This window comes from Candidatus Planktophila sp., assembly GCF_036734405.1.
Classification (GTDB): domain Bacteria; phylum Actinomycetota; class Actinomycetes; order Nanopelagicales; family Nanopelagicaceae; genus Planktophila.
This window is the reverse complement of the sequence record NZ_DAIMYR010000002.1, coordinates 172544-195227: the sequence shown is the minus strand read 5'-3', so window position 1 is coordinate 195227 and position 22684 is coordinate 172544. Positions and strand designations below refer to the sequence as shown.

Sequence of the window (22684 nt, the reverse complement as noted above, 5' to 3'; positions counted from 1 at the left end):
TATGAGCGCAGATATCACTCTTCCAGCTGGAGCACCCGAAGAGGTTGTTACCAATGCATTAGTTCGAGAGATCGATCTCTCTGCCTTTGGTGGCAAAGGTGTTATGGCTTTAATTACCTTAGATAACGGACTTGATCACAACCGTCCAAATACCTTTGGTGCACAATCAGTCAAAGCGCTAGATGCAGCAATTACCGATGCGATCGGTCGCAAACCTGCTGCTATCGCAATTACTGGCAAGCCTTTTATCTTTGCTGCTGGTGCTGATCTTTCAGCGCTCTCATTCTTAAATGATCGCAGTCAATCACTTGCGATTGGAAAACTAGGACATGATGTTTTTCGCCGTCTTGGTGAATCCTCGATTCCTACTTTTGCTTTTATCAACGGATTGGCACTTGGTGGCGGTCTTGAAGTTGGACTTCACTGCCACTACCGCACCATTGCATCAACAGCATTTACTGCCCTGCCAGAAGTTTTTCTAGGTTTAGTTCCTGGTTGGGGCGGCGCAACAATTTTGCCTAAGTTGATCGGTCCAGAGCGCGCAGTTCAAGTAATCATGCTCAACGCGCTGAACAACAATACGATGATGAAAGCAAAAGATGCGCTAAAGCTTGGCGTTGTTGATGCAATGTTTGAGCCAGCAGATTTCATCGAGCGTTCTATCGGATTTGCTGTTGGCATTCTTAATGGAACAACAAAAATCGAACGTGCTGATTACAGCAAGGATCCAGCCTGGGAAAGCGCACTTGCAACTGGAAAAGCTGCCGCCCTGAAAAAATATGGCGGAGCAACCATTGCATCTCCGATGAAAGCGCTAGAGCTCATTGCCGCAGCAAAGAGCAACACTTTAGGTGAAGGTTTTGATGCAGAAGATCAAGTACTTGCTGATTTAACGATGTCTGATCCACTTCGTTCTTCGCTCTATGCATTTAATTTGATTCAGAAGAAGCGCAAAAAGGTAGAAGGTGCACCAAAACCAGCACTTGCACGAAAGGTAACTAAAGTCGGCGTTGTTGGTGCAGGTTTAATGGCATCGCAGTTAGCGCTACTTTTAGTGCGAAACCTTAAGTGCCCAGTTGTCATGACAGATATTGATCAAGCACGCGCTGATAAGGGTGTGGCTTGGGTAAAAAATGAACTTGCCAAGTTAGTTGAAAAGAAGCGCATGAGCCCAGAATCTGCCGGACGCCTAGCGCTGCTTGTTTCAGGTTCAGCAGATCAATCAGTCTTTGCAGGATGCGACTTCGTTATCGAAGCTATCTTCGAAGAGCTTTCACTTAAGCAAGAGCTATTCAAGAAGCTTGAAGGCATTGTCTCTGCAGAATGTGTCCTTGCAACAAATACATCATCACTGTCAGTTGAACGCATGACTGAAGGTTTGAAGAATCCTGAGCGCGTCGTAGGTTTCCACTTCTTTAATCCAGTGGCTGTCATGCCATTGCTTGAAGTTGCTCGCACATCAACAACAGATGATGCAACAACAGCAACAGCGATTGCAGTTGGTAAAGAGCTCAAGAAAACCATGATCATTTGTAAGGATGCCCCTGGCTTTGTGGTAAACCGTTTGCTTACTCGCTTCATGGGTGAAGTCACCGATGCCGTCGATGAAGGAACATCTCCGGAAGTTGCAGATGCTGCGATGATGGAGATTGGTTTCCCAATGTCTCCGTTCCATTTATTGGATTTGGTTGGTCCAGGTGTAGCGCTACACGTATCTGAAACTTTGCATAACAACCTAGGGCCTCGCTACCGAATCTCTCCAACTATGCAACGCATGGTGAAAGAGGGAGTTCGCAATTTCTACATCAAGGGCGAAAATGGCGTTGTCAGTGCCAACCCTGTAGCACTTGCATTGATTGAAAAGGGAACGACGCCATCAACTGCCGAACAGGTTCGCTCACGTGCGCTTAAGGCGTTAGCTGAAGAAGCTCGCATGATGCTAGATGAAGGTGTTGTAACAACTCCTGCAGAAATCGATCTCTGCATGTTGATGGGCGCTGGCTGGCCTATGCATTTGGGTGGAATCCTGCCGTACTTGGATCGTGAAGGAATCAGCGAAGCTGTGACAGGTAAGCGTTTCCATGACAAGGGAGTTGCTTCACTTCCGTAAATCTAAGAAATCCAACCAGCAATCTGTTGCACTATTGCTGCGGGGGTAATCGCTAGATCCTCTAAAATTTCATTGCGCTTTGAATGCTCAATGAATTCAAGTGGCACGCCAATTGGATGCACGATGCGATTGTTGCCTTGTTGACCCAACGCCTCAGATATCGTGCTTGCGATTCCGGCATGCTTAATTCCGTCCTCCATCACAACAATCGTGGAGTACTCAGCGCATAATGCGGTGACGCTGCTGGAAATTGGCTTGACCCACAGTGGGTCAATAACTGTAATTTCTATCGATTGTTCACGGGCAAGTTGTGCAACTTCTAATGCCATTGCAGCCATGGACCCCACGCTGATTACAAGAACTTGTTTGTTGTTGCCGCGATGTAAAACATCAATACCCGAAACTCTTTCTAGGGCGGGAATATCTGCAGGAATTGCACCCTTTGGAAAACGAATCATGGATGGTGCGTTGTCGATAGCTATGCATTGACGTAATAACTCCTTTAAGCGCGCACCATCTCGTGGTGCACCAACATGCATGTGAGGAACTATTCCGGTCAGAGCAAGATCCCAAATTCCATGGTGAGAAGGGCCATCATCGCCCGTGATTCCGGCACGGTCTAAAACAAATGTGACGCCCGCATTATGTAAGGCGACATCTAATAGCAATTGATCAAAAGCACGGTTAAGGAAAGTGGAGTAAATAGCAATCACAGGATGAACACCAGCGTAGGCTAAACCTGCTGCACTGGTAACCGCATGCTGTTCTGCAATTCCCACATCAATGGTTCGGTCAGGAAATTTCTGCGCGAACTTATCTAATCCGGTAGGCCCAAGCATGGCCGCAGTTATTGCAACGACTTCAGGATTTTCAGAACCAATCTGTGTGATCTCCTCTGAAAACACATTGGTCCAAGAAGTCGCCGAAGCTTTGAGTGGCTTTCCAGTAGCTGGATCCACAATGCCAACTGCGTGGAATTTTTCAGCCATATCTTCAAGAGCTGGCTTATACCCGCGACCCTTTTCAGTAATTGCATGAACAATTACGGGAGAACCAAACTCCTTGGCCATCTGCAGAGTTTTTTCCATGGCTTCGATGTCGTGACCATCTATTGGACCTAAATACTTAAAGCCAAGATCCTCAAACATGCCTTGGGGTGCGAGCATGTCTTTCATGCCCTTTTTAATTCCATGCAAAGCGCCATAAACATGTTTTCCAACTACTGGAGTGTTATGCAACATTCTCTTGCCACGGCTCAAGATGCGCTCATACTCTTTGCTCGCGCGCAAAGTAGTCAGGTAAGTTGCTAAACCACCGATTGTTGGTGAATACGAGCGTTCATTATCGTTAACGACAATTACAAGATTTCTATCTGACTCTGGGGAAAGGTTATTAAGCGCCTCCCAGGACATTCCACCAGTTAACGCGCCATCTCCGACTACTGCTACAACGTGACGGTCAGGTTGACCTGTTAATGAAAAACCACGCGAAACTCCATCGGCCCAGGACAACGCAGTTGAGGCATGGGAATTTTCGATTACATCGTGATGGCTTTCGCGACGATTGGGGTAACCCGAAATACCATCACGTTGACGCAAAAGATCAAATAGATCTGCTCGACCGGTAAGAATCTTGTGTACATATGATTGATGTCCAGTATCAAAGAGAACTATGTCTCGCGGAGATTGAAAAACCCTATGGATCGCGATAGTTAATTCAACAACTCCAAGATTTGGACCAAGGTGTCCACCAGTGCGAGAAACTTTTTCGATCAGGAATTCGCGAATATCGGCAGCCAGTACATTTAATTGATCATGGGTCATTGCCCGAAGATCATCTGGCGACTGGATATTGATTTTCATGGTGAGAGAGTAAGAAGTTACTCAGCCAACAAAGATCGAAGGACGTACTGCATGATCCCGCCATGTCGGTAGTAATCAGCTTCACCTGGTGTATCGATGCGAACCTTTGCAGTAAAGCTCTTATCACCTGCAGTGACCTTTAGCTCCTTTGGAACTCCCCCGCTGTTAAGCGCAGTGATTCCTGTAATTGCAAATACTTCGGTTCCATCCAAACCAAGCGTTGCTGCAGTTTCGCCATCCTTAAACTGCAATGGCAATACACCCATTCCAATCAGATTCGAACGGTGAATACGTTCAAAGCTTTCGGCAATCACAGCGCGTACACCAAGCAATGCGGTTCCCTTTGCTGCCCAGTCACGTGAAGATCCAGATCCATACTCTTTGCCTGCCAAGATAACTAGCGGAACGCCAGCGGCTTGATATGCAACTGATGCTTCGTAAATAGTTGTTTGCGTACCATCAGCTAAGAAGTTACGAGTAAATCCACCCTCAACCCCATCAAGCAACATGTTCTTCAGGCGAATATTTGCAAAGGTTCCACGAATCATTACCTCATGGTTACCTCGGCGTGAGCCGTATGAATTGAAGTCTGTGCGTTCGATGCCATGCTCAGCTAAATACTTACCTGCTGGTGAATCAGCCTTGATATTTCCAGCTGGAGAAATGTGGTCAGTTGTAACTGAATCACCAAGAACTGCCAACACTCGCGCCCCCGAAATATCGGTTACTGGAGTTGGATTCTTTGGCATACCTTCAAAGTAAGGGGGTTTGCGAACATATGTTGATTTTTCATCCCACTCGAAAACCTTGCCTGTCGGTGTTGCAAGAGACTTCCAGCGATGATCGCCTTCAAAGACCGTCGCATAATCCTTGGTAAACATTTCTGATGAAATTGAAGAATCAATAACAGATTGAATCTCTTGCGGAGTTGGCCAAATATCCTTGAGGTAAACATCATTTCCAGCAGAATCCTTACCCAAGGAATCTTTCTCAAAATCATGATCCATGGTTCCGGCAATGGCATATGCCACAACTAGTGGAGGCGATGCCAAGTAGTTCATCTTTACATCAGGACTGATGCGTCCTTCAAAGTTTCGGTTACCTGACAAGACCGCGGTAACAGCTAAATCTGACTCATTAATTGCCTTGCTGATTTCAATTGGTAGTGGGCCTGAATTTCCAATACACGTTACACAGCCATAGCCAACAAGGTTAAAACCTAGAGCTTCCATGTACTTGGTCAGATCGGCGCGATCGTAGTAATCAGTGACTACCTTTGATCCCGGAGCCAAAGTCGTCTTGACCCAAGGCTTTGATTTAAGTCCCTTTTCGACCGCCTTCTTTGCGAGCAAGGCCGCACCGATCATCACTGATGGGTTAGAAGTATTTGTACAAGAGGTAATCGAGGCGATAACAACATCACCATTTTTTACGCGAGTTGAACCTGCGGTAACTTCGCCCTTGTTGGTCTTTTCGCCAAAGTAGCTAGGAAGAATTTTTTCAAACGCACTCTTTGAATCACTTAAGGAGATTCGATCTTGCGGACGCTTTGGTCCAGAAATAGATGGAACAACCGTTGATAGATCAAGCTCTACAACTTGAGAGAAACGTGGTTCAACTGAAGGGTCATGCCACATTCCCTGTGCCTTTGCATACTTTTCAACTAATGCAACTTGTTCATCACTTCGACCAGTTAGACGCAAGTAACGAAGGGTCTCTTCATCAATCGGGAAGATCGCACATGTTGAACCGTATTCAGGGCTCATGTTTCCAATTGTTGTGCGATTAGCCATCGGAACTGAGGTCACACCTGTTCCAAAGAATTCTACAAACTTGCCAACAACGCCCACCTTACGCAAAATTTCGGTGATAGTCAGCGCCATGTCTGTTGCCGTTGTTCCCAGTGGAAGCTCTCCAGTTAACTTGAAGCCGACCACGCGAGGGATCAACATTGAAACTGGTTGGCCTAGCAGCGCGGCCTCGGCTTCGATACCGCCAACACCCCAGCCAAGGACTCCGAGTCCGTTGACCATGGTTGTATGTGAATCTGTTCCGACAACTGTGTCTGGATAAGCTCGAAGCGTTCCTTCAACGGTACGTGTCATAACAACGCGTGCGAGGTATTCAATATTCACTTGGTGAACAATTCCTGTCCCAGGTGGCACGACCTTGAATTCGTCAAATGCGGTCTGGCCCCAACGCAAGAAACGGTAACGCTCCTGATTGCGCTCATATTCAATGTCAGTGTTTTGCTCGAATGAATCCTTGGTTCCAAACTTATCTGCGATAACTGAGTGATCAATTACTAGTTCAGCAGGTGCAAGCGGATTGACCTTTGATGGATCTCCCCCGAGTTCAACGATTGCTTCGCGCATGGTTGCTAGGTCGACAACACATGGCACACCTGTGAAATCTTGCATGATAACTCGAGCAGGTGTGAATTGAATTTCTGTATCTGGCTCAACGGCAGGATCCCATGCGGCAAGAGAGTTGATGTGATCGGCTGTGATGTTGGCACCATCTTCGGTGCGCAATAAATTCTCGAGTAAGACCTTGAGGCTATAGGGAAGGGTGGCAGCTCCATCGATCTGCGAGATATCAAATATCTCGAAACTCTTACCCGCAACTTCTAGATTCTTCTTTGCGTTGAAAGAGTTTTTACTCATTATCTGCCTTTCGTCGATGCGCGTAACCAGCGCTCAAGATACCTCAGCACGCTCATACAGGGCAACACATTCGATGTGATGTGTCATAGGAAAGAGATCAAAAGCACGTAATTCTGCCAATGCATATCTGTGATCTTCAAGATAGGCGTTATCTCTGGCAAGGGCTGCTGGGTCACACGCCACATACACAATTGCTCGAGGATTTAGTGCCGCGATCTGTGTAATCACATCCCGTCCAGCACCTTCACGTGGTGGATCCAGAACCACAACATCTACCGATGTTACTCGAGGCAAAAGTTTGGCCACATCTCCCGTAGCAACAGTTACATTTTTAAAGGATGCAAAATTTCTTCGCGCATCTTCAGTTGCAATCTTGCTTCCTTCAATTAGATCCACCTGTCCATCTGGACCAACTGCTTCAACTATCGCTGCAGTAAAGAGACCTACGCCTCCATATAAATCTAGAACATGTTCCCCTTTACTCAGTTGAGCAAAATCAAGGACAACATTACTTAACACCTCTGGTGCCTTTACATGACTTTGCCAAAATGATTCATGACTTGCCTCTAGCCTCTTTCCTAGGACGTTTTCATGAAGAACTGATTGACCTTCCGTAATTCTGGCTTTTTCTTCGCCACGTGTTGGTGCTAAGGCGATAGTTCGCTCACCTGAATTTGAAGCACTGATCTCAACTCGAACATCGCCTTTAAGTGGACGAGCAGCTATTTCGGAAAAATTCATACTCTTAACACAAATAATGCAATCATCTACTGGGGCGATGGAATGTGAACGTGACTTATAAAATCCTAATTTTCCATTTCGATTTGTTGTCGCAATCGCGCGAGTACGCCAACCTGTCGATTCCCCGACCTCTTCAACTTCGATACGGATCTCTTTTTTTGCAATTCGAGAAAACTGTTCTGTAATGACATCAGACTTTAGGGACCTTTGATAAGACGGTGCTATATGTTGGAAGTCGCAGCCTCCGCATCCCGAACGATGTGCGTACTGACAGGGCGGTTTGACTCTAAATTCGGAAGGCTGCGTAACTGAAACGACATCGGCGCGATTAAAAGAGGAACCTGTGCTTGTGACTTCAATCGTGCACTGTTCGCCCGGAATTGCGTGTCGGACAAAGATAACCGCCCCTTCATGGCGGGCGATGAAATGTCCACCATGCGCGACTTTTTCGATAGTGACATCGATCAAATCACCAATTTTTAGGGCTGAACTCTTATTTGATGCCATGGAAGGAAGTTTATGGGTGTAAGTTACTTCCTGTGCACGTAGTAATCATGGGTTGCGGTCGAGTTGGATCATCACTAGCCATCGAACTTGAAGCCGCCGGACATACCGTTTCAGTCATTGACCAAGCCCGCGAAGCTTTTCGCCGTTTAGGTCCTAATTTTAAGGGACGCACTGTTACTGGTGTTGGATTTGATCGAGACACTCTCCTAGAGGCAGGCATTCAAGAAGCAGATGCCTTTGCAGCTGTCAGCAATGGTGACAACTCAAATATTTTGGCCGCACGCGTTGCGCGCGAAACCTACGGAGTTCATAACGTTGTTGCGCGAATCTATGATCCAGGCCGCGCCGAAATTTACCAACGCCTGGGCATTCCGACCGTGGCAACAGTTTTGTGGGCTACCGATCAAATTTTGCGTCGCCTAGCCCCTGAAGGCTCTCGCTCTGAATGGAGAGATGCAACAGGAATGGTGCAGTTATGTGAAGTCCATCCGCAAGATGATTGGTATGGGCGTCCCATACTGCTTATTGATCACATGACACCGGCCCGCGTTGCATTTATTACTCGCCTAGGAGAAGGACTAATCCCAGATGAGCACACAGTTTTACAGCAAGGCGATCTGATTCACGTCATGGTCTCAGATGCCGACGTTGCTCGTACCGAAGAAATTCTTGCAAGTAGCCCAGAAGGTGAACGTTAATGAGAATTGCAATTGCAGGAGCCGGAAATGTTGGTCGAGCTATTGCTCGCGAACTTTTGGACAATGGGCATCAAGTGCTCTTGATTGACAAGGACCCAAAGGCTTTGAAGTTAGAGAGTGTCCCGGATGCAGAATGGCTCATGGCTGATGCTTGTGAAATCACTTCACTTGATAATGCTCATTTGAATAACTGTCAGGTCCTAGTTGCGGCAACCGGTGATGACAAGGCAAATTTGGTGACATCGCTGCTGGGAAAAACTGAGTACGGCGTCCCACGTGTAGTTGCACGAATTAATCATCCAAAGAATGAATGGCTATTTGATTCTTCTTGGGGCGTCGATGTTGCGGTATCAACACCACGAATTATTGCCGCCCTTGTAGAAGAGGCGGTAAGTGTTGGCGATGTGGTTCGTTTGTTCTCATTTAGAAAAGGCCAAGCAAACTTGGTCGAACTTACACTTCCAGATGGATCAGCCTGCATCGGCAAAACGGTTGAAGAAATTGAGCTTCCAGAAAATGCTGCACTAGCTGCGATCGTTCGAGATGGTCGAGTAATTACAGCTAAAGCACATGATGTTTTTGTAGCCGGTGATGAGCTTCTCTTTGTTGCATCAGCTGATGCCGAAGCTCAGATTAAAGCCTGCTTTATCTCTTAATCAGAAGCTTTTTGCGCTGGTGGCCCAGCTTTAATCACTAGCCATGTGGCGTATGCGGTGATGAAAAACAATGGATAACCCATTGCCAGATTTACCGTGCCTAAAAGATTCACATTCCCGCTCTTATAAATTGGATACTGAACCGCAATGCGCACAAAGAACATGGCTACCCACAGCCAACTTGCCTTGATGTACATCTTCTTTCGCGCAGGATTATTTCGCCACGTGAAATTTTCGCCCAAAAGAGGTCCAAGCACTAAACCTAAGATTGGCCAACCAACCAGGTTTGCAATCAAATAAACGGTTCCGTAACCAAGGTTTGTGAGCAACTTTGGAATGTAAAAGTCTTCCGCGTTGCCGCTGCGATTAGCAAAGTATGCACAAATTAATACACCGATTACTCCAGAAACTGAGTGCTGGATTGTGTCTTTCTTGATCAGCCTAAAGATCGCCAACACTAAAGATAAGGAAAGTGCAGCCCAAGTCGCCGTAGAAACCTCTTTAGTAAAATTAAAAACAATCAAGAAAACTACAGCAGGAACGCCCGAATCAATCAGGCCTTTTTTGCCACCCAGTGCGTTAACAACTTTGTCGCGATCTTCGTTATGTTGACTCATGCACGACCCGTTGATCCAAAACCACCTGTGCCTCTGCCAGAGCCTGGAAGTTCATGCACTTCAACAAAATCTGCTTTCTCTACCTTTTGAATTACTAGTTGTGCAATGCGGTCACCCTTTTTGAAAGTTATCGCTTCCTTTTGATCATGGTTGATCATGATGCATTGCAGTTCGCCTCTAAAGCCGGCATCAACGGTGCCTGGTGCATTGACCATGGTTACGCCGTGTTTGATGGCCAAACCTGAACGTGGATGAACAAATGCTGCGTATCCATCTGGCAAAGCAATAGAAATCCCAGTTGGAACTAATGCTCGCTCCCCTGGATTTAAAGTGATATCTATACGCGTCACTATGTCCGCACCTGCATCCCCACCCTTTGCATAATGTGGCAGCGGTATGGATTCGTCCAGACGTGTTATCAAGACCTGAACATTGCCCATGATTATGGATTAACCCCAAAGGTCGAATCAACATAAGCCATCAACTCTGGCGTTTTTGCTAACTGCTCTATGTATTCTTTAGGGGCGTTGTTCAAAAAGTGATCCATAGGAACGACAATGAATAACGCTGCTGCTTTAACTGCGATGTCGCCATCTGTAGAATTTAAGCGACCGATGGCTTCTGTGTAAACCTTTCGCCCTTCTTGACCCATGATTTGAGCAGTAATGTGAAGGGTTGATCCCACAGGTACTGGCTTCAAGAAATCTGTTTCTAAACGTCCAGTCACCGCTGGCGCTCGTAACAACCACATTAGCTTTCCCAAAGCTTCATCAAATGCCAATGACAATAATCCACCATGTGCAAGTCCCGGTGCGCCTTGGTGATTTTCAGTAACTATAAATTCGGCAGCGACATCCATGCCTTGACCTGCATATGCAACAAGATGAAGTCCAGTTGGATGAAGCTCTCCACATCCAAAGCAATGTCCAAAGTGAGATGGAATTTTGCTACCAACTGCAGGAGCTTTTGGATGTCTCTCAGGTATCAACGCCCCTTCTGGAGCGGTCGTACTAGGAATGCGTGCCATACCTGAACTTTACTCCTTGAATATCAGATACGGTAATCCTGTGCGATTTAAAGAAGTGATACGTGCCCCACTATGGCTAATCGCCTTCGTGTACTTTCTCTTTCTTTCTATGGTTTTATCCATATGGGCAGCCCTTGGGAATACACCCGCGCTGATCACCTTTGCAATTCTTACCATCTGGCTTATTTATTTATACTTCAAAACTGCGCTAAAAATTGTGGTCGACGAAACTCATTTACGTGTGGGCAACGCTGTTATAGAACACACTTATATTGGAGATGTAGCAGTTCTTACCCCTGCCCAGGTGAAGTTAGTGCGCACTCGAGATGCAGATCCTTTAGCTTTTCTTGCCATTAGATTTTGGAGCAGCAAAGCGATCAAGGTTGAAATATCAGATCCACGAGATAGAACGCCGTACTGGCTGATAACAACAAAAAAAGGACAAGAATTAAGTAACGCTCTTAAGAGTTAGTTGCACTCTTTACAAACAGCTTTAGCGCCTTCGCCCTTAGCTAACTGCGTCATGTGATGTACCAAGAAACAACGAGAACATGTGAACTCATCTACTTGCTTTGGAACTACACGAACAGCAAGTTCCTCACCTGAAAGATCTGCACCTGGCAGCTCTAGGTTTTCAGCAGCTTCAGCTTCATCAACATCGATTTGACCGGATTGAGCATCAACACGCTTAGCCTTTAATTCTTCAAGAGACTCCTCATGAAGTTCCTCATCAGTTTTTCTGGGTGTGTCGTAATCTGTTGCCATTGCTCTCACCACCTTTTCAATGTCTCGCCGTTACCGCTTTAAATTGGGCTTGCGGGCGCATCATGGCGCATTTGACTGTGTTCTGCTTGGTATAACCCACGGCGTGTCGGTGTTATTCCCCACTTATGCGGCAATTCTCGATTCTTTGTGCCAATCCCCCATCCACGCGTGCGTGAATTGCGGTTCCTGCTTCGACGTACTGCTCGGAAAAAATCTCTCCCTGTTCATGGATGGCATGAACTAAATCGCCTCTGTCATATGGAATGACAACATTTATTTCAACTGATGGCCGAGGTAGCGAATTTTCAATTGCATGAAGTAGACCTTCAACACCAAAACCTGTACGCACCGAAAAGGCATAGCTATTGGGTTCCTTGCGCAGAATCTCCATAATCACGTTTGGATCAGCAATATCAACCTTGTTAATTGCGATGATTTCTGGAATGTCTTTGCCACCGATCTCATCAATGACCAGGCGAACCGCTTTAATTTGTTCAAATGGATCTGGGTGTGATCCATCTACAACATGGACGATCAAATCTGATTCTGATACCTCTTCTAGCGTTGATTTAAAAGCATCAATAAGTTGATGTGGCAGATGTCTTACAAAGCCAACGGTGTCACTGAGTGTATAAATTCGGCCATCACTGGTTTGTGTTTTGCGAACCGTTGGATCCAAGGTTGCAAAGAGCGCGTTTTCCACCAGAACACCAGCGCCGGTCAATTTGTTAAGAAGCGAAGACTTGCCGGCATTTGTATACCCTGCGATTGCCACAGATGGAATATTGAATCTACGACGTTCTTGGCGCTTGGTATCGCGAGATATCTTCATCTCTGCAATCTCTCGACGCAGTTTCGCCATCTTGTCTCTAATGCGACGTCGATCTGTTTCTATCTTTGTTTCACCAGGACCACGTCCACCAATTCCGGCACCACCAGCAGCGCGACCACCCACCTGCCGTGATAAAGAATCTCCCCAACCGCGCAAGCGAGGAAGCAAATAAGCAATCTGAGCCAGTTCGACTTGGGCCTTACCCTCTTTACTTTTTGCATGCTGTGCAAAAATATCAAGAATTAGTGCGGTGCGATCTACGACCTTTACTTTCAACTTATCTTCAAGTTGTCGAAGTTGCGAGGGAGATAATTCACCATCACACACCACTGTGTCAGCTCCTGTTGCAACAACAACTTGCTTGAGCTCTACAACTTTTCCAGAACCGATGTATGTCGCAGGATCTGGCTTGTCTCGTCTTTGAATCAATCCTTCTAAAACTTCAGAGCCTGCAGTTTCGGCTAAAGCTTTCAGTTCTGCCAAAGAGTTCTCTGCATCCTTAATTGTTCCTTCAGTCCAAACGCCCACCAAGACAACGCGTTCTAGTTGAAGCTGTCGATACTCAGCCTCAGAAATATCCTGAAGTTCAGTTGAGAAGCCCTGTACGCGCCGCAAGGCATGGCGCTCAGAGAGCTCCTGAGATTGATCAATATTCTGGTCTTGCTCACTTGCATCAAATTCCGCCGCTACTCGAGCGCTTTCTTGAAGAAGTCTTTCAAACTCTAAATCAAAATCCTTACTCAAGGAGATACCTGGAAATGTCTACATCTCGAATTAAGAGCGCTGGACCAGTAAGAGTTGCATTGGAATGTCCATCGATTGTGACTTCGAGTCGACCACCTGGTGGATTGATAATCCATGTAGCCGGAAGTTTTCCTTTGGTATGCAAGGTTGCCGCTAGGGCCACAGCGCAGGTTCCGGTACCACACGAACGAGTTTCACCAGAACCTCTTTCAAAGACACGCATTTGAATCGAATTACCTTCAGTAATTTTTACAAACTCAACGTTAACGCCTTCGGGATATGAATCTCGTGGACGTACAACGGGTGGTTCATTGAGTTCGCCTACTTGGGACATGTCATCTACAAACACAACTGCGTGAGGGTTGCCAACGCTGATGTTGTAACCGTTCCAAATGTGCCCATTAGTGCCAGCGGTAATACTTTCTGACTCATCAGTTACTTGGCCCATATTGACTGAAATGTCATCGGTTAGGGGGACCCGTAAGTGTTTAACTCCGTCCCGAGTATTGATGGCAAAAATTCCTTCTGGTTGATGCCCACGTTCAACTAAGTATCTGGCCATCACGCGAATACCGTTGCCACACATTTCCGCTATCGATCCATCGGCATTGCGGTAATCCATAAACCATTTACCGTCCCGCTTTATCATGCGAATTAATCCATCAGCGCCTATACCTGTGTCTCGATTACAAATGGCTGCGGTTTGCGCAGTTGTAATCGAATGCTCATCAGTCGGATCAAAAACGAGAACAAAATCGTTTTCGGTACCGTGGCCATAAGTTGCAATCATTGTTATTAGTTTATCGATTCGAGGATGCGCTCGAGGGCGTTTTGAACCGGTGAGATCCACGTGATGCGATCATCACGAGAAAACCAGGTCTCCTGACGCCTTGCGTATTGTCGTGTCGCTCGTTTGGTCTCTTCCTGAGCTTCTTCTTGCGTGACTTTGCCTTCGATTTGGGCGATCACTTGCGCATAACCCAATGCCCGTTGAGCAGTTACTCCTTGCATAATCCCTGCTTGTAAAAGTGTTTGTGCCTCTCCTACTAATCCTTGCTTCCACATGCGATCTACCCGAATTGAGATTCGCTCTGACAACGTGTCCCGGTCCATAACCAGACCAAACTGTTGTGCAAATGGGTAGCGCGAACTTTCTTCACGTGGCAAATTCGCCGTAAACGGTTTGCCGGTAATTTTGATAACTTCAAGAGCTCGGATAACTCTTCGTGAATTTGCTTTATCTATTGCTAAAGCTGCCGCAGGATCAAGTTTTTCTAGGCGCTCAAAAAGTGGACCAATGCCTTTTGTCGCAAATTCAAGTTCAAGTTCGGCACGAACTACAGGATCGGTATCAGGGAAATTGAGTTCATCTAGAATTGCTTTGATGTACAAACCTGTCCCACCCACGATAATTGCATCCTTGTTTCTGCCATGAATTTCTGAAATAACAGCACGAGCTTTCTCTTGATACCAGGCAACATTGGCATCTTGGCTCACATCAAGTAAATCCATCATGTGATGAGCAATGCCTTTTCGCTCATCCATTGTTATCTTTGCGGTTCCAATATCCATGCCCTTATACAGTTGCATAGAATCAGCGTTGATGATTTCCGCATTTATTTGCTGCGCCAGTGCGACAGCCAGATCGCTTTTACCTGTGGCAGTTGCACCACAAATGACAATCAATCTCATCGCTTGACCGTTGGGATTCCAAGCATGGTCGACGCCGGACCAGGGTTGGCAATTCGCAATTGATGAGCTTCTGCTCCCCTGGTTTGGCGAACCGACAAGGGTTCTCCAATCAAATAATGCGCAGATGCTTGAGTGATTTTTACAGCAACTTCATCGCCAGGGCGAGCTACAAATTTATTATCGAAGTGAACTAACCTAAAATCTTCACTGCGTCCGGTTAAGCGCTCTTGGGCTTCATCGCGGCGACCTTCGTAATCGCCCACCAAAATCTTATGCGTTGTTCCGATTGCCTCTTGATTAACTGACAACGAAATTTCTTGTTGATGGTTGTGCAAACGGGTGTACCGCTCACCGACTATTTCAGGAGAAATCTGATCCGGCATAGTCGCAGCTGGAGTGCCCGGCCGCTTAGAGTATTGATAGGTGTATGCCGCAGTAAATCGCGCAGCAGTACATAAATCTAACGTTGCCTGAAAATCTGCCTCTGTTTCACCTGGGAAACCAACGATGATGTCAGTTGTAATTGCGGCGTGAGGAATCGCGGTTCGAACGCGATCTAGAATTCCTAAATATCTATCGGTTCGATACGACCTACGCATGTGTTGCAGGATGCGATCTGAACCAGATTGCAAAGGCATATGAAGATGTGGCATCACATTTGGCGTTTGCGCCATAGCATCAATGACATCGTCAGTGAAATCACGTGGATGTGGGGACATAAAGCGCACACGTTCTAATCCAGCTATTTGCCCACACTTTTTGAGCAGTTTGGCAAAAGCTTGGCGATCTCCAAAATCCACGCCATAAGCGTTTACATTTTGTCCAAGCAAGGTAATTTCAATTACCCCTTGGTCAACAAGTGCTTTAACTTCGGACAAAATGTCGGCTTCATTGCGATCCTTTTCGATTCCGCGCAATGCCGGAACTATGCAAAAAGTGCATGTGTTGTTGCAGCCAACTGACACTGAAACCCATGAAGAAAAAGCAGACAAGCGTCTGGCAGGCAGTGTTGATGGGAAATGCTCGAGTGCTTCAAGAATTTCAATCTGTGACTCTTCCTCAATGCGTGCGCGCTCAAGCAACACGGGTAAAGAGCCAACGTTGTGCGTACCAAAGACAACATCTACATAAGGGGCTTTCTTTAGAATTGTCGCCTGATCCTTTTGGGCAAGGCAGCCACCAACAGCGATCTGCATATTGGGATTTGCCTTCTTAATGGGGGCAAGAAAACTTAAATTTCCATACAGTTTGTTGTCGGCATTTTCACGAACAGCGCAGGTATTAAAAACAACAATATCTGCTTGCTCTCCAGTTACTACTGGGATAAAGCCAGCTTCATCCAAGAGACCTGCAATTCGTTCAGAATCATGAACATTCATCTGGCAGCCGTAGGTTTCGACTGTGTAAGTACGGGTCATAGAGGGGATATTGAATACTCAAGCGTCGAACGATTAACCACGAGCATCTGATGATTATCAAGATGCTGCCAATCTGTATTTCCCCATCCGGTCGAGGCAATCAAGAAGTCATCACCACGGACAGTAAAACGAAGTTCGTAGTGGTCGGGCCCACTCCATTCGCTTGTGTTAGCTTCATTAAATTCACACACAGCAATCAAAGTATCAGGCGTTTGAACCATAATATTTATAGCCGAATAATCAGCGATTGCGCGAACTAGATTCACTGTCTTTCGAACACCCTCGACCAAACCAAGTTCATCTATCTGGGACAAAAGCGCATAAAAGAAGCGTTCGCTGTCTGTAGTGCCGGTAATCAGTGATCGGTACTTATCGTTAATGAACTGCTCAGCGGTATCGGCAGGTCGGATTGTGCCGTTGTGCATGAAGGTTGTGGTGCCGTAAGTGAAAGGGTGATTGTTATCAATATCAATCGTTAAACCCTTTGAGGCAAGACGCAGATGAAATAGTGCTCCTGCTGTCTCTAAATTCTTACCGGTTTCACTGAGCAGATCACTTTCCTTTGCAGGAATAAGGTCTTTAATGACTTCGCCTTCGTAGCCGATGCCCCAACCATCTTTATGCTCGGCGGATAAGGCAACGAATTTCTCGAAATCTGATCCAACGACATCGTAAAAACTCTTACGCTCTAATGAAGTAAAGGCTAGTAATCTGCACATGGGTGAACTCTACTTGATGGCTAGCGTTTCTTCTTTGCGCGCTCAACTGCTTGAGCCGCTCGCCATTTAGCTATTTCGCCATGATTTCCGCTCAGCAGAATTGCCGGAACTTCAAGGTCACGCCAAATAGATGGTTTCGTAAAGTTTGGATACTCAAGGTATCCCTCTTCATTATGCGATTCTTCAGCCAAGGATTCTGGATTCCCTAAGACTCCCGGAATTAATCGTGTGATCGCTTCAATCATCACTAAGGATGCAACTTCTCCCCCGCCAAGAACATAATCACCAATTGATACTTCATGGACTCGATAATTCTTGCTTTCGTAATGTTGGCGAACTCGATCATCGATTCCTTCATAGCGACCACAGGCAAAAACCAAATGTTGTGATTGTGAAAAAGCAGTGGCCATGGGCTGATCAAATCGTTTTCCTGCTGGTGTCAAGATAATCAGATCTGTATCTGGGGTCATAAGCGGATCAAGAGCTTTACCCCAAACTTCAGGAAGCATCACCATTCCAGCACCACCACCGTATGGAGTGTCATCTACCGTGTTGTGATTATCCGTTGAGAAGGCTCGTAAGTCATGAATTCCAAACTCAACTAACCCTTGTTCTTGAGCTTTACCAAGTAAAGATAACTGCAATGGAGCAAAGTAATCAGGAAAAATAGTTACCGCATCAATCTTCATTCCATTACTCCCGTGATTGAAGGTGGAATCACAACAATTTTTTTGTTGACAATATCTACCGTTGGAACTAATTGATGTACAAATGGAATCAACTGTTCTCCATTACTTGTTTTGATCGCCAATAAGTCCTGGCCCGGAAGATTAATCACATCGCTGACTTCGCCAAAAGCTTCGCCATTTTCAAGGATTGCTTGGCAACCAATCAATTGAAGAACGTGGTATTCATCCTCATCATCACTTTGCTCATTAATGTCAACATCGGCGTACAGCAAAGTGTTGCGGAGCTTTTCAATGCCATTGCGATCGGTTATGCCTTCAAAACCAAGCAACAAAATCCCGTTATGAACGCGACCGGAAATAATCTTCAGGTTTCCGTGAGCGTCTGTTTGAACAGTTGCACCAATAGCAAAGCGACGATCAGGTTCATCTGTACGAACCTCTATCGTCGCCTCACCAAGAATTCCGTGAGCGCGACCAATTCGCCCCACGAGCAAGCGCATAGTTATCGAACTTCGTCGGTCTCGATGAGATCGACGCGAACTGTGCGTCCTGCGAGCGCACTTACAACAGTACGAAGTGCTTTTGCGGTACGACCATTACGACCAATGACCTTGCCGATATCTTCAGGGTTAACGCGAACCTCTAAAGTTGTTCCGCGACGTCCGCTTTTTTCAGCGACAACAACATCATCGGGATTATCGACGATTCCCTTGACCAAATGCTCTAGGGCTTCATCCATCATTGTTACTGTGCAGCCGCTTCTTCAGCTGGAGTTTCAACAACTGCTTCAGCTTCAACCGCAACATCTGCAGTCGCTTCTACAGCTAGAACCTCTGCCACAACTTCGTTAACTTCTGGTTCGGACACTGCAGGAGCTTCTTCAACTACAGGGTTTGCCTTAGCTGCAAGCTTCTCTTGTGCCTTCTTCTTCAATGTTGTTGCACCTTCTGCAGGTTCTGCAGCTGCTGCCTTCATCGCTGCTTCGTAAGCAACAACCTTTCCTGGCTTAACAGCTGCAACCTTAAGTGTTCCTTCAGTTCCAGGAAGACCCTTGTGCTTCTGCCAATCTCCAGTCACCTTTAGCAAAGCCTCTACAGCTTCAGATGGTTGTGCACCAACGCCGAGCCAGTACAGAGCGCGCTCTGAGTTGATCTCGATTAGTGATGGCTCTTGTCCTGGTACGTAGCGACCAATTTCTTCAATTGATAGACCGTTACGTGCCTTGCGTGAGTCTGTAACTACAACGCGGAAAAATGGTGTGCGGATTTTGCCCATGCGCATTAAACGAATTTTTGTAGCCAAGAAAGTTGTACTCCTGTAAATGTGTGTCATGCGTATCAACCGCAGCGGGGTGCGCGATCAATTCATATGACTATCGAATTGTGGATGTTGCTGGGGGTAGAGGGCCCCGTCAACAGGTTCCCAATTCTGCCATTTATGCCCAAAAGAGGGAAATCGGCGATTACTGTCCTTCTTCCTGCGCTCGCTTGGCAGGATTTCCAGATTTGGACTTCTTCTTCTTAACCACTGGGGCCGACACCTTTGGCATGGCCGGCATGCCCATTCCGGGAGGCATTCCAGCTGGCATCCCACCATTGCGGACCTGCTTCATCATCTTTTGTGCAGCAGAGAAGCGATCTACCAAATTATTCACATCTGAAACTTTTCGACCAGAACCTAAAGCGATACGAGCTCTGCGTGAACCGTTTAGAACCTTTGGATCACGGCGCTCTGTTGGTGTCATTGATTGAACAATGGCTTTGGTGCGAACAATCTCGCCCTCATCAAAGTTTTCAATCTGTTTTTTCATTTGGCCCGCACCTGGAAGCATGCCCAGCAACTTAGACATATTGCCCATCTTTGACATCGCCTGCAGTTGCTCAAGGAAATCTTCTAGCGTGAAGTCTTCTCCGCTTGCAAACTTTGCTTCAAGCTTTGCCGATGTATCTGTATCAAATGCCTTCTTTGCTTGTTCGGCCAAAGTTGCAACATCGCCCAGACCCAAGATTCGAGAAGCCATTCGCTCTGGATAAAAAATATCGAACTCGTGAAGTTTTTCACCGGTGGAAGCAAACATGATTGGGCGCTTAGTCATCGAAGCGATTGAAAGTGCCGCACCGCCTCGGGCATCACCATCTAGCTTTGTAAGAACTACACCGTCAAAACCGACACCATCTAAAAAGGCTTGCGAGGTGCGAACCGCATCTTGTCCGATCATGGCATCGACTACAAACAAGATTTCATCTGGATTAATGGCATCACGAATATCAGATGCCTGCTTCATCAAATCTTCATCGACACCTAAACGTCCGGCGGTGTCGACAATAACCATGTTGAACATCTTGGACTTTGCGAACTCGATACCATCTTTGGCAACTTTTACTGGATTGCCTTGGCCGTTCCCGGGTTCAGGTGCAAAGACTGGAACATTTACTGATTCACCAACAACTTGCAGCTGTGTGACCGCGTTAGGACGCTGTAAATCTGAAGCAATAAGCAAAGGTGTATTGCCTTGATCGGCATAAAACTTGGCAAGCTTTCCGGCCAAGGTCGTTTTACCCGCACCTTGTAAACCAGCCAGCATGATCACCGTCGGAGGATTTTTAGCAAAGCGAACTCTGCGTGCCTGTCCGCCAAGAATTTCAATCAAACTCGCATTAACGATTTCAAAGATCGCATTTGCTTGATTGCTACCCGATTGCAGCGTTGGTAACGCATCCAGCGATTTTTGGCGGATATCAGCAATAAAATCTTCAACAACCGACAGAGCGACGTCAGATTCAAGAAGTGCTTGTCGAATCTCTAGACAGGTAGTTTCGATGTCTGATGTAGATATCTTGCCCTTTGAGCGAAGGGAGGAAAAAGCTCCGCTAAAGCGCGAGGTAAGTGACTCAAACATAAGAAGGGAAGACTACTTCAAGGCTTGCTTAAGATGCGAAGCGACCTCATTAGCGCGCTCGGCAGAGAGCGCTCCTCCCGTTAACTCTGTGACATACAGGGTGTCGATAGCTTCTGCACCAAGGGTGGTCACAATTGCTGAGCGAATATCAACCTTAGATTGCGTAATTGCCGCCCCAATTCTAAAAAGTAATCCTGGTCTATCGTGGCTGCGAACTTCGATGACAGTTGCATCCGTTGCCGCATCTGTAAAAATTTCTACAACAGGTGCCGGAACAGGGATAGAAGGTATAGATGCATACGCTGCTGCTCGGGCATACAGTTTTTCCTCAACATCCTTGGAATCGATCAGAGCAGCTGCAATTAGTTCATGCATCTTGACTTGATTAATACTTGGCGCATGCGGTTCAGGTGTAACTATCCACGACATAACAGCTGAGTTTCCAATAGTTTTTGTGCGAGCTGATTTCACATCTAGCCGAGAAATGTTGAACACGCCAGCAACAATTGAAAGCAATCCGGGCTTATCAGGTGAAACTACTTCGACTTCATAACCACTTGTGTGTTCGGCAACCGTGACTCGTAAATGGCCTTCCTCTGCTAATGCTCGTTGGGTATCGGTTACTTCAGGTTGCGCAGCAACCTCAGCCCCTGCCATGGCTCGCTTAACTCGTTGAGCTAAGTCTTTGACTAGAGTGGCTTTCCAGTCGCTCCAACCAGCACTTCCGGTGGCTTCGCCATCGGCAATACTCAAAGCATGAAGAAGCTCAAGGGTATTTACATCCGGAATCACCGACAGAATAGATTGAATTGTTGCTGGATCATCTAAGTCGCGACGCGTAGCGGTAGAAGAAAGCAACAAATGATGTCTAACTAGATTCTTAAGAACTTCTATATCCTTTTCTTCAAAGCCAATTCTCTTTGCGATGGGTTCAATTAATCGAACTCCGCGCTCTGAGTGATCTTCTTGTGTTCCTTTTCCAATATCATGGAAAAGAGCGCCAAAGAGAAGCAGGTCAGGTCGCTGCACTGTTCGAGTTAACTTGGCTGCATGAACAGCTGTTTCCACCATGTGGCGATCAACTGTATGTCGGTGTAAAGCATTGCGTTGCGGTAAAGAACGAACGCTCATCCATTCGGGAATCCATTCAAAGATAATCTCTTCCTGATCCAAGGATTCAAAAATACCGACCATGGGTTCACCTGCTCCAATGAGTGTGATCAGCAGTTCACGTGCCTCTGTTGGCCATGGATTTGAAAACTTTCCTTCACCCTTCTTTAAGCTAGAGGCTAGTTCGGTACATGAATCAAGTGAGAGTGGCAGACCAAGTTGGGCAGCTGTTGCCGCAGCTCGCAAACCAACTACAGGATCTTCATTTAAGGAAGCCAGCTGGTCAATCACAATTTCGCGGTTAGAGGCACTTACATTCTTTGCAACTGTGGTGACACGTCCTCGCTTTAAAATACGGCCAAGACCATCGCTACTTTTATGTTCAATTGCGTGCCATGTGTAGGTCAATAAAAAATCAACCGAGCGCGCAGCTCTGGCAACTTCACTCATCATTGCGTCAGCATCGGCATACTTCAAAAGCCTTGCAACTTTATCTTGCTCTTGGAAAAGCAATCGATCTTTACCTCTCCCACTTGCAACGTGCAAAGACTCCCGCACATTGTTGAGAGTTGCCTCAGCCCAACTTACTTTTTCCAACGGGACTGCAACTGCTCCTGTGAGCGAGATTGCTCGTAGCGCCTGTATGTCACGCAATCCGCCTCGGGCTTCCTTCAAGTCAGGTTCCAATAAGTAAGCGAGTTCACCGGCCCGCGCATGACGCTCTTGCAAACTTTTGCGTAATGAAACAAGGTTGTCTTTGGCGTTCTTTTGCCAGAAATCTAAAGAATCACTCTTTACGCTAGCAACTAAATCAGGGTTGCCGGCGATTAATCGAATATCCAATAATCCAGTTGCAACTCGCAAATCTGATGCTGCGGCCTCTCGAGTTTCACTTCGAGTTCGCACTGAGTGATCTACGCTCTTTTTATCCC

Annotated in this window: 22 protein-coding genes; 4 read left to right on the top strand and 18 right to left on the bottom strand. The window is 46.4% G+C overall.

The features are described from left to right. The first annotated feature begins 1 nt into the window (after nucleotide 1). Nucleotides 2-2110 carry a 3-hydroxyacyl-CoA dehydrogenase NAD-binding domain-containing protein gene (locus AC9UC2_RS03075; protein WP_509525157.1) on the top strand — a complete coding sequence of 703 codons (2109 nt, stop codon included), beginning with the start codon at nucleotides 2-4 and terminating at the stop codon, nucleotides 2108-2110. A gap of 2 nt (nucleotides 2111-2112) precedes the next feature. On the opposite strand, the gene dxs is transcribed toward AC9UC2_RS03075, so the two are convergent. From dxs to AC9UC2_RS03060, 3 genes are read right to left on the bottom strand one after another with little or no spacing between them, the layout of a single operon-like run. Then, a complete protein-coding gene (dxs, locus tag AC9UC2_RS03070) occupies nucleotides 2113-3972 on the bottom strand; it encodes a 1-deoxy-D-xylulose-5-phosphate synthase (protein WP_509525156.1) in 1860 nt (619 codons plus the stop codon). A gap of 17 nt (nucleotides 3973-3989) precedes the next feature. Next, the gene (gene acnA, locus AC9UC2_RS03065) at nucleotides 3990-6638 is read right to left on the bottom strand and encodes an aconitate hydratase AcnA (protein ID WP_509525155.1); all 2649 of its coding nucleotides are present in this window, start codon (nucleotides 6636-6638) and stop codon (nucleotides 3990-3992) included. A gap of 33 nt (nucleotides 6639-6671) precedes the next feature. After that, nucleotides 6672-7886 carry a class I SAM-dependent RNA methyltransferase gene (locus tag AC9UC2_RS03060; protein WP_509525154.1) on the bottom strand — a complete coding sequence of 405 codons (1215 nt, stop codon included), beginning with the start codon at nucleotides 7884-7886 and terminating at the stop codon, nucleotides 6672-6674. A gap of 32 nt (nucleotides 7887-7918) precedes the next feature. Between AC9UC2_RS03060 and AC9UC2_RS03055 the strand changes: the two genes are divergently transcribed. After that, entirely contained in the window at nucleotides 7919-8584 is a 666-nt protein-coding gene (locus tag AC9UC2_RS03055) for a potassium channel family protein (protein WP_509525451.1), read from the top strand. Further along, nucleotides 8584-9240 (top strand): potassium channel family protein, encoded by a 657-nt coding sequence (locus AC9UC2_RS03050; RefSeq protein ID WP_509525153.1) that lies wholly within the window; start codon nucleotides 8584-8586, stop codon nucleotides 9238-9240. Before AC9UC2_RS03055 ends, AC9UC2_RS03050 begins: the two co-directional genes overlap by 1 nt. Here the strand turns inward: AC9UC2_RS03050 and AC9UC2_RS03045 are convergent. From AC9UC2_RS03045 to AC9UC2_RS03035, 3 genes are read right to left on the bottom strand one after another with little or no spacing between them, the layout of a single operon-like run. Beyond that, the gene (locus tag AC9UC2_RS03045) at nucleotides 9237-9857 is read right to left on the bottom strand and encodes a DUF3159 domain-containing protein (RefSeq protein WP_509525151.1); all 621 of its coding nucleotides are present in this window, start codon (nucleotides 9855-9857) and stop codon (nucleotides 9237-9239) included. The genes AC9UC2_RS03050 and AC9UC2_RS03045 overlap by 4 nt on opposite strands. Beyond that, nucleotides 9854-10297: a dUTP diphosphatase gene (dut, locus tag AC9UC2_RS03040; RefSeq protein WP_509525150.1), complete on the bottom strand. Its 444-nt coding sequence runs from the start codon at nucleotides 10295-10297 to the stop codon at nucleotides 9854-9856. The genes AC9UC2_RS03045 and dut overlap by 4 nt, the downstream gene beginning before the upstream one ends. A 2-nt stretch (nucleotides 10298-10299) precedes the next feature. Beyond that, entirely contained in the window at nucleotides 10300-10884 is a 585-nt protein-coding gene (locus AC9UC2_RS03035; protein ID WP_509525149.1) for a PaaI family thioesterase, read from the bottom strand. Between the two features lie 40 nt (nucleotides 10885-10924). On the opposite strand from AC9UC2_RS03035, the gene AC9UC2_RS03030 reads away from it, so the two are divergent. Beyond that, complete coding sequence (locus AC9UC2_RS03030; protein ID WP_509525147.1) at nucleotides 10925-11356, top strand: DUF3093 domain-containing protein; 432 nt, start codon at nucleotides 10925-10927, stop codon at nucleotides 11354-11356. Here AC9UC2_RS03030 and AC9UC2_RS03025 read toward each other — a convergent pair. The 12 genes from AC9UC2_RS03025 to AC9UC2_RS02970 form a co-directional block, all read right to left on the bottom strand. Continuing rightward, on the bottom strand, nucleotides 11353-11649 hold the full coding sequence (locus AC9UC2_RS03025; RefSeq protein ID WP_029018944.1) for a DUF4193 domain-containing protein: 297 nt from the start codon (nucleotides 11647-11649) through the stop codon (nucleotides 11353-11355). The genes AC9UC2_RS03030 and AC9UC2_RS03025 overlap by 4 nt on opposite strands. Before the next feature lie 112 nt (nucleotides 11650-11761). Then, on the bottom strand, nucleotides 11762-13225 hold the full coding sequence (gene hflX / locus AC9UC2_RS03020; RefSeq protein WP_509525146.1) for a GTPase HflX: 1464 nt from the start codon (nucleotides 13223-13225) through the stop codon (nucleotides 11762-11764). Continuing rightward, the gene (dapF, locus tag AC9UC2_RS03015; RefSeq protein WP_509525144.1) at nucleotides 13218-14015 is read right to left on the bottom strand and encodes a diaminopimelate epimerase; all 798 of its coding nucleotides are present in this window, start codon (nucleotides 14013-14015) and stop codon (nucleotides 13218-13220) included. Before dapF ends, hflX begins: the two co-directional genes overlap by 8 nt. A 5-nt stretch (nucleotides 14016-14020) precedes the next feature. Next, nucleotides 14021-14917 carry a tRNA (adenosine(37)-N6)-dimethylallyltransferase MiaA gene (gene miaA, locus AC9UC2_RS03010; RefSeq protein WP_509525143.1) on the bottom strand — a complete coding sequence of 299 codons (897 nt, stop codon included), beginning with the start codon at nucleotides 14915-14917 and terminating at the stop codon, nucleotides 14021-14023. After that, complete coding sequence (gene miaB / locus AC9UC2_RS03005; protein ID WP_509525142.1) at nucleotides 14914-16335, bottom strand: tRNA (N6-isopentenyl adenosine(37)-C2)-methylthiotransferase MiaB; 1422 nt, start codon at nucleotides 16333-16335, stop codon at nucleotides 14914-14916. Before miaB ends, miaA begins: the two co-directional genes overlap by 4 nt. Next, complete coding sequence (locus tag AC9UC2_RS03000; protein WP_509525140.1) at nucleotides 16332-17054, bottom strand: class II glutamine amidotransferase; 723 nt, start codon at nucleotides 17052-17054, stop codon at nucleotides 16332-16334. Before AC9UC2_RS03000 ends, miaB begins: the two co-directional genes overlap by 4 nt. A 20-nt stretch (nucleotides 17055-17074) precedes the next feature. Further along, entirely contained in the window at nucleotides 17075-17743 is a 669-nt protein-coding gene (gene trmD, locus AC9UC2_RS02995; RefSeq protein ID WP_509525139.1) for a tRNA (guanosine(37)-N1)-methyltransferase TrmD, read from the bottom strand. After that, complete coding sequence (gene rimM, locus AC9UC2_RS02990; protein WP_509525138.1) at nucleotides 17740-18243, bottom strand: ribosome maturation factor RimM; 504 nt, start codon at nucleotides 18241-18243, stop codon at nucleotides 17740-17742. The genes trmD and rimM overlap by 4 nt, the downstream gene beginning before the upstream one ends. A 2-nt stretch (nucleotides 18244-18245) precedes the next feature. Then, a complete protein-coding gene (locus AC9UC2_RS02985; protein WP_445821286.1) occupies nucleotides 18246-18485 on the bottom strand; it encodes an RNA-binding protein in 240 nt (79 codons plus the stop codon). A 2-nt stretch (nucleotides 18486-18487) separates the two neighbouring features. Continuing rightward, nucleotides 18488-19075 carry a 30S ribosomal protein S16 gene (rpsP, locus tag AC9UC2_RS02980; protein ID WP_509525137.1) on the bottom strand — a complete coding sequence of 196 codons (588 nt, stop codon included), beginning with the start codon at nucleotides 19073-19075 and terminating at the stop codon, nucleotides 18488-18490. A gap of 130 nt (nucleotides 19076-19205) precedes the next feature. Next, the gene (ffh, locus tag AC9UC2_RS02975; RefSeq protein ID WP_509525135.1) at nucleotides 19206-20642 is read right to left on the bottom strand and encodes a signal recognition particle protein; all 1437 of its coding nucleotides are present in this window, start codon (nucleotides 20640-20642) and stop codon (nucleotides 19206-19208) included. Nucleotides 20643-20654: 12 nt separating this feature from the next. Further along, nucleotides 20655-22684 (bottom strand): [protein-PII] uridylyltransferase (locus AC9UC2_RS02970; protein ID WP_509525134.1); only part of this gene is annotated, 2030 nt, incomplete at its 5' end.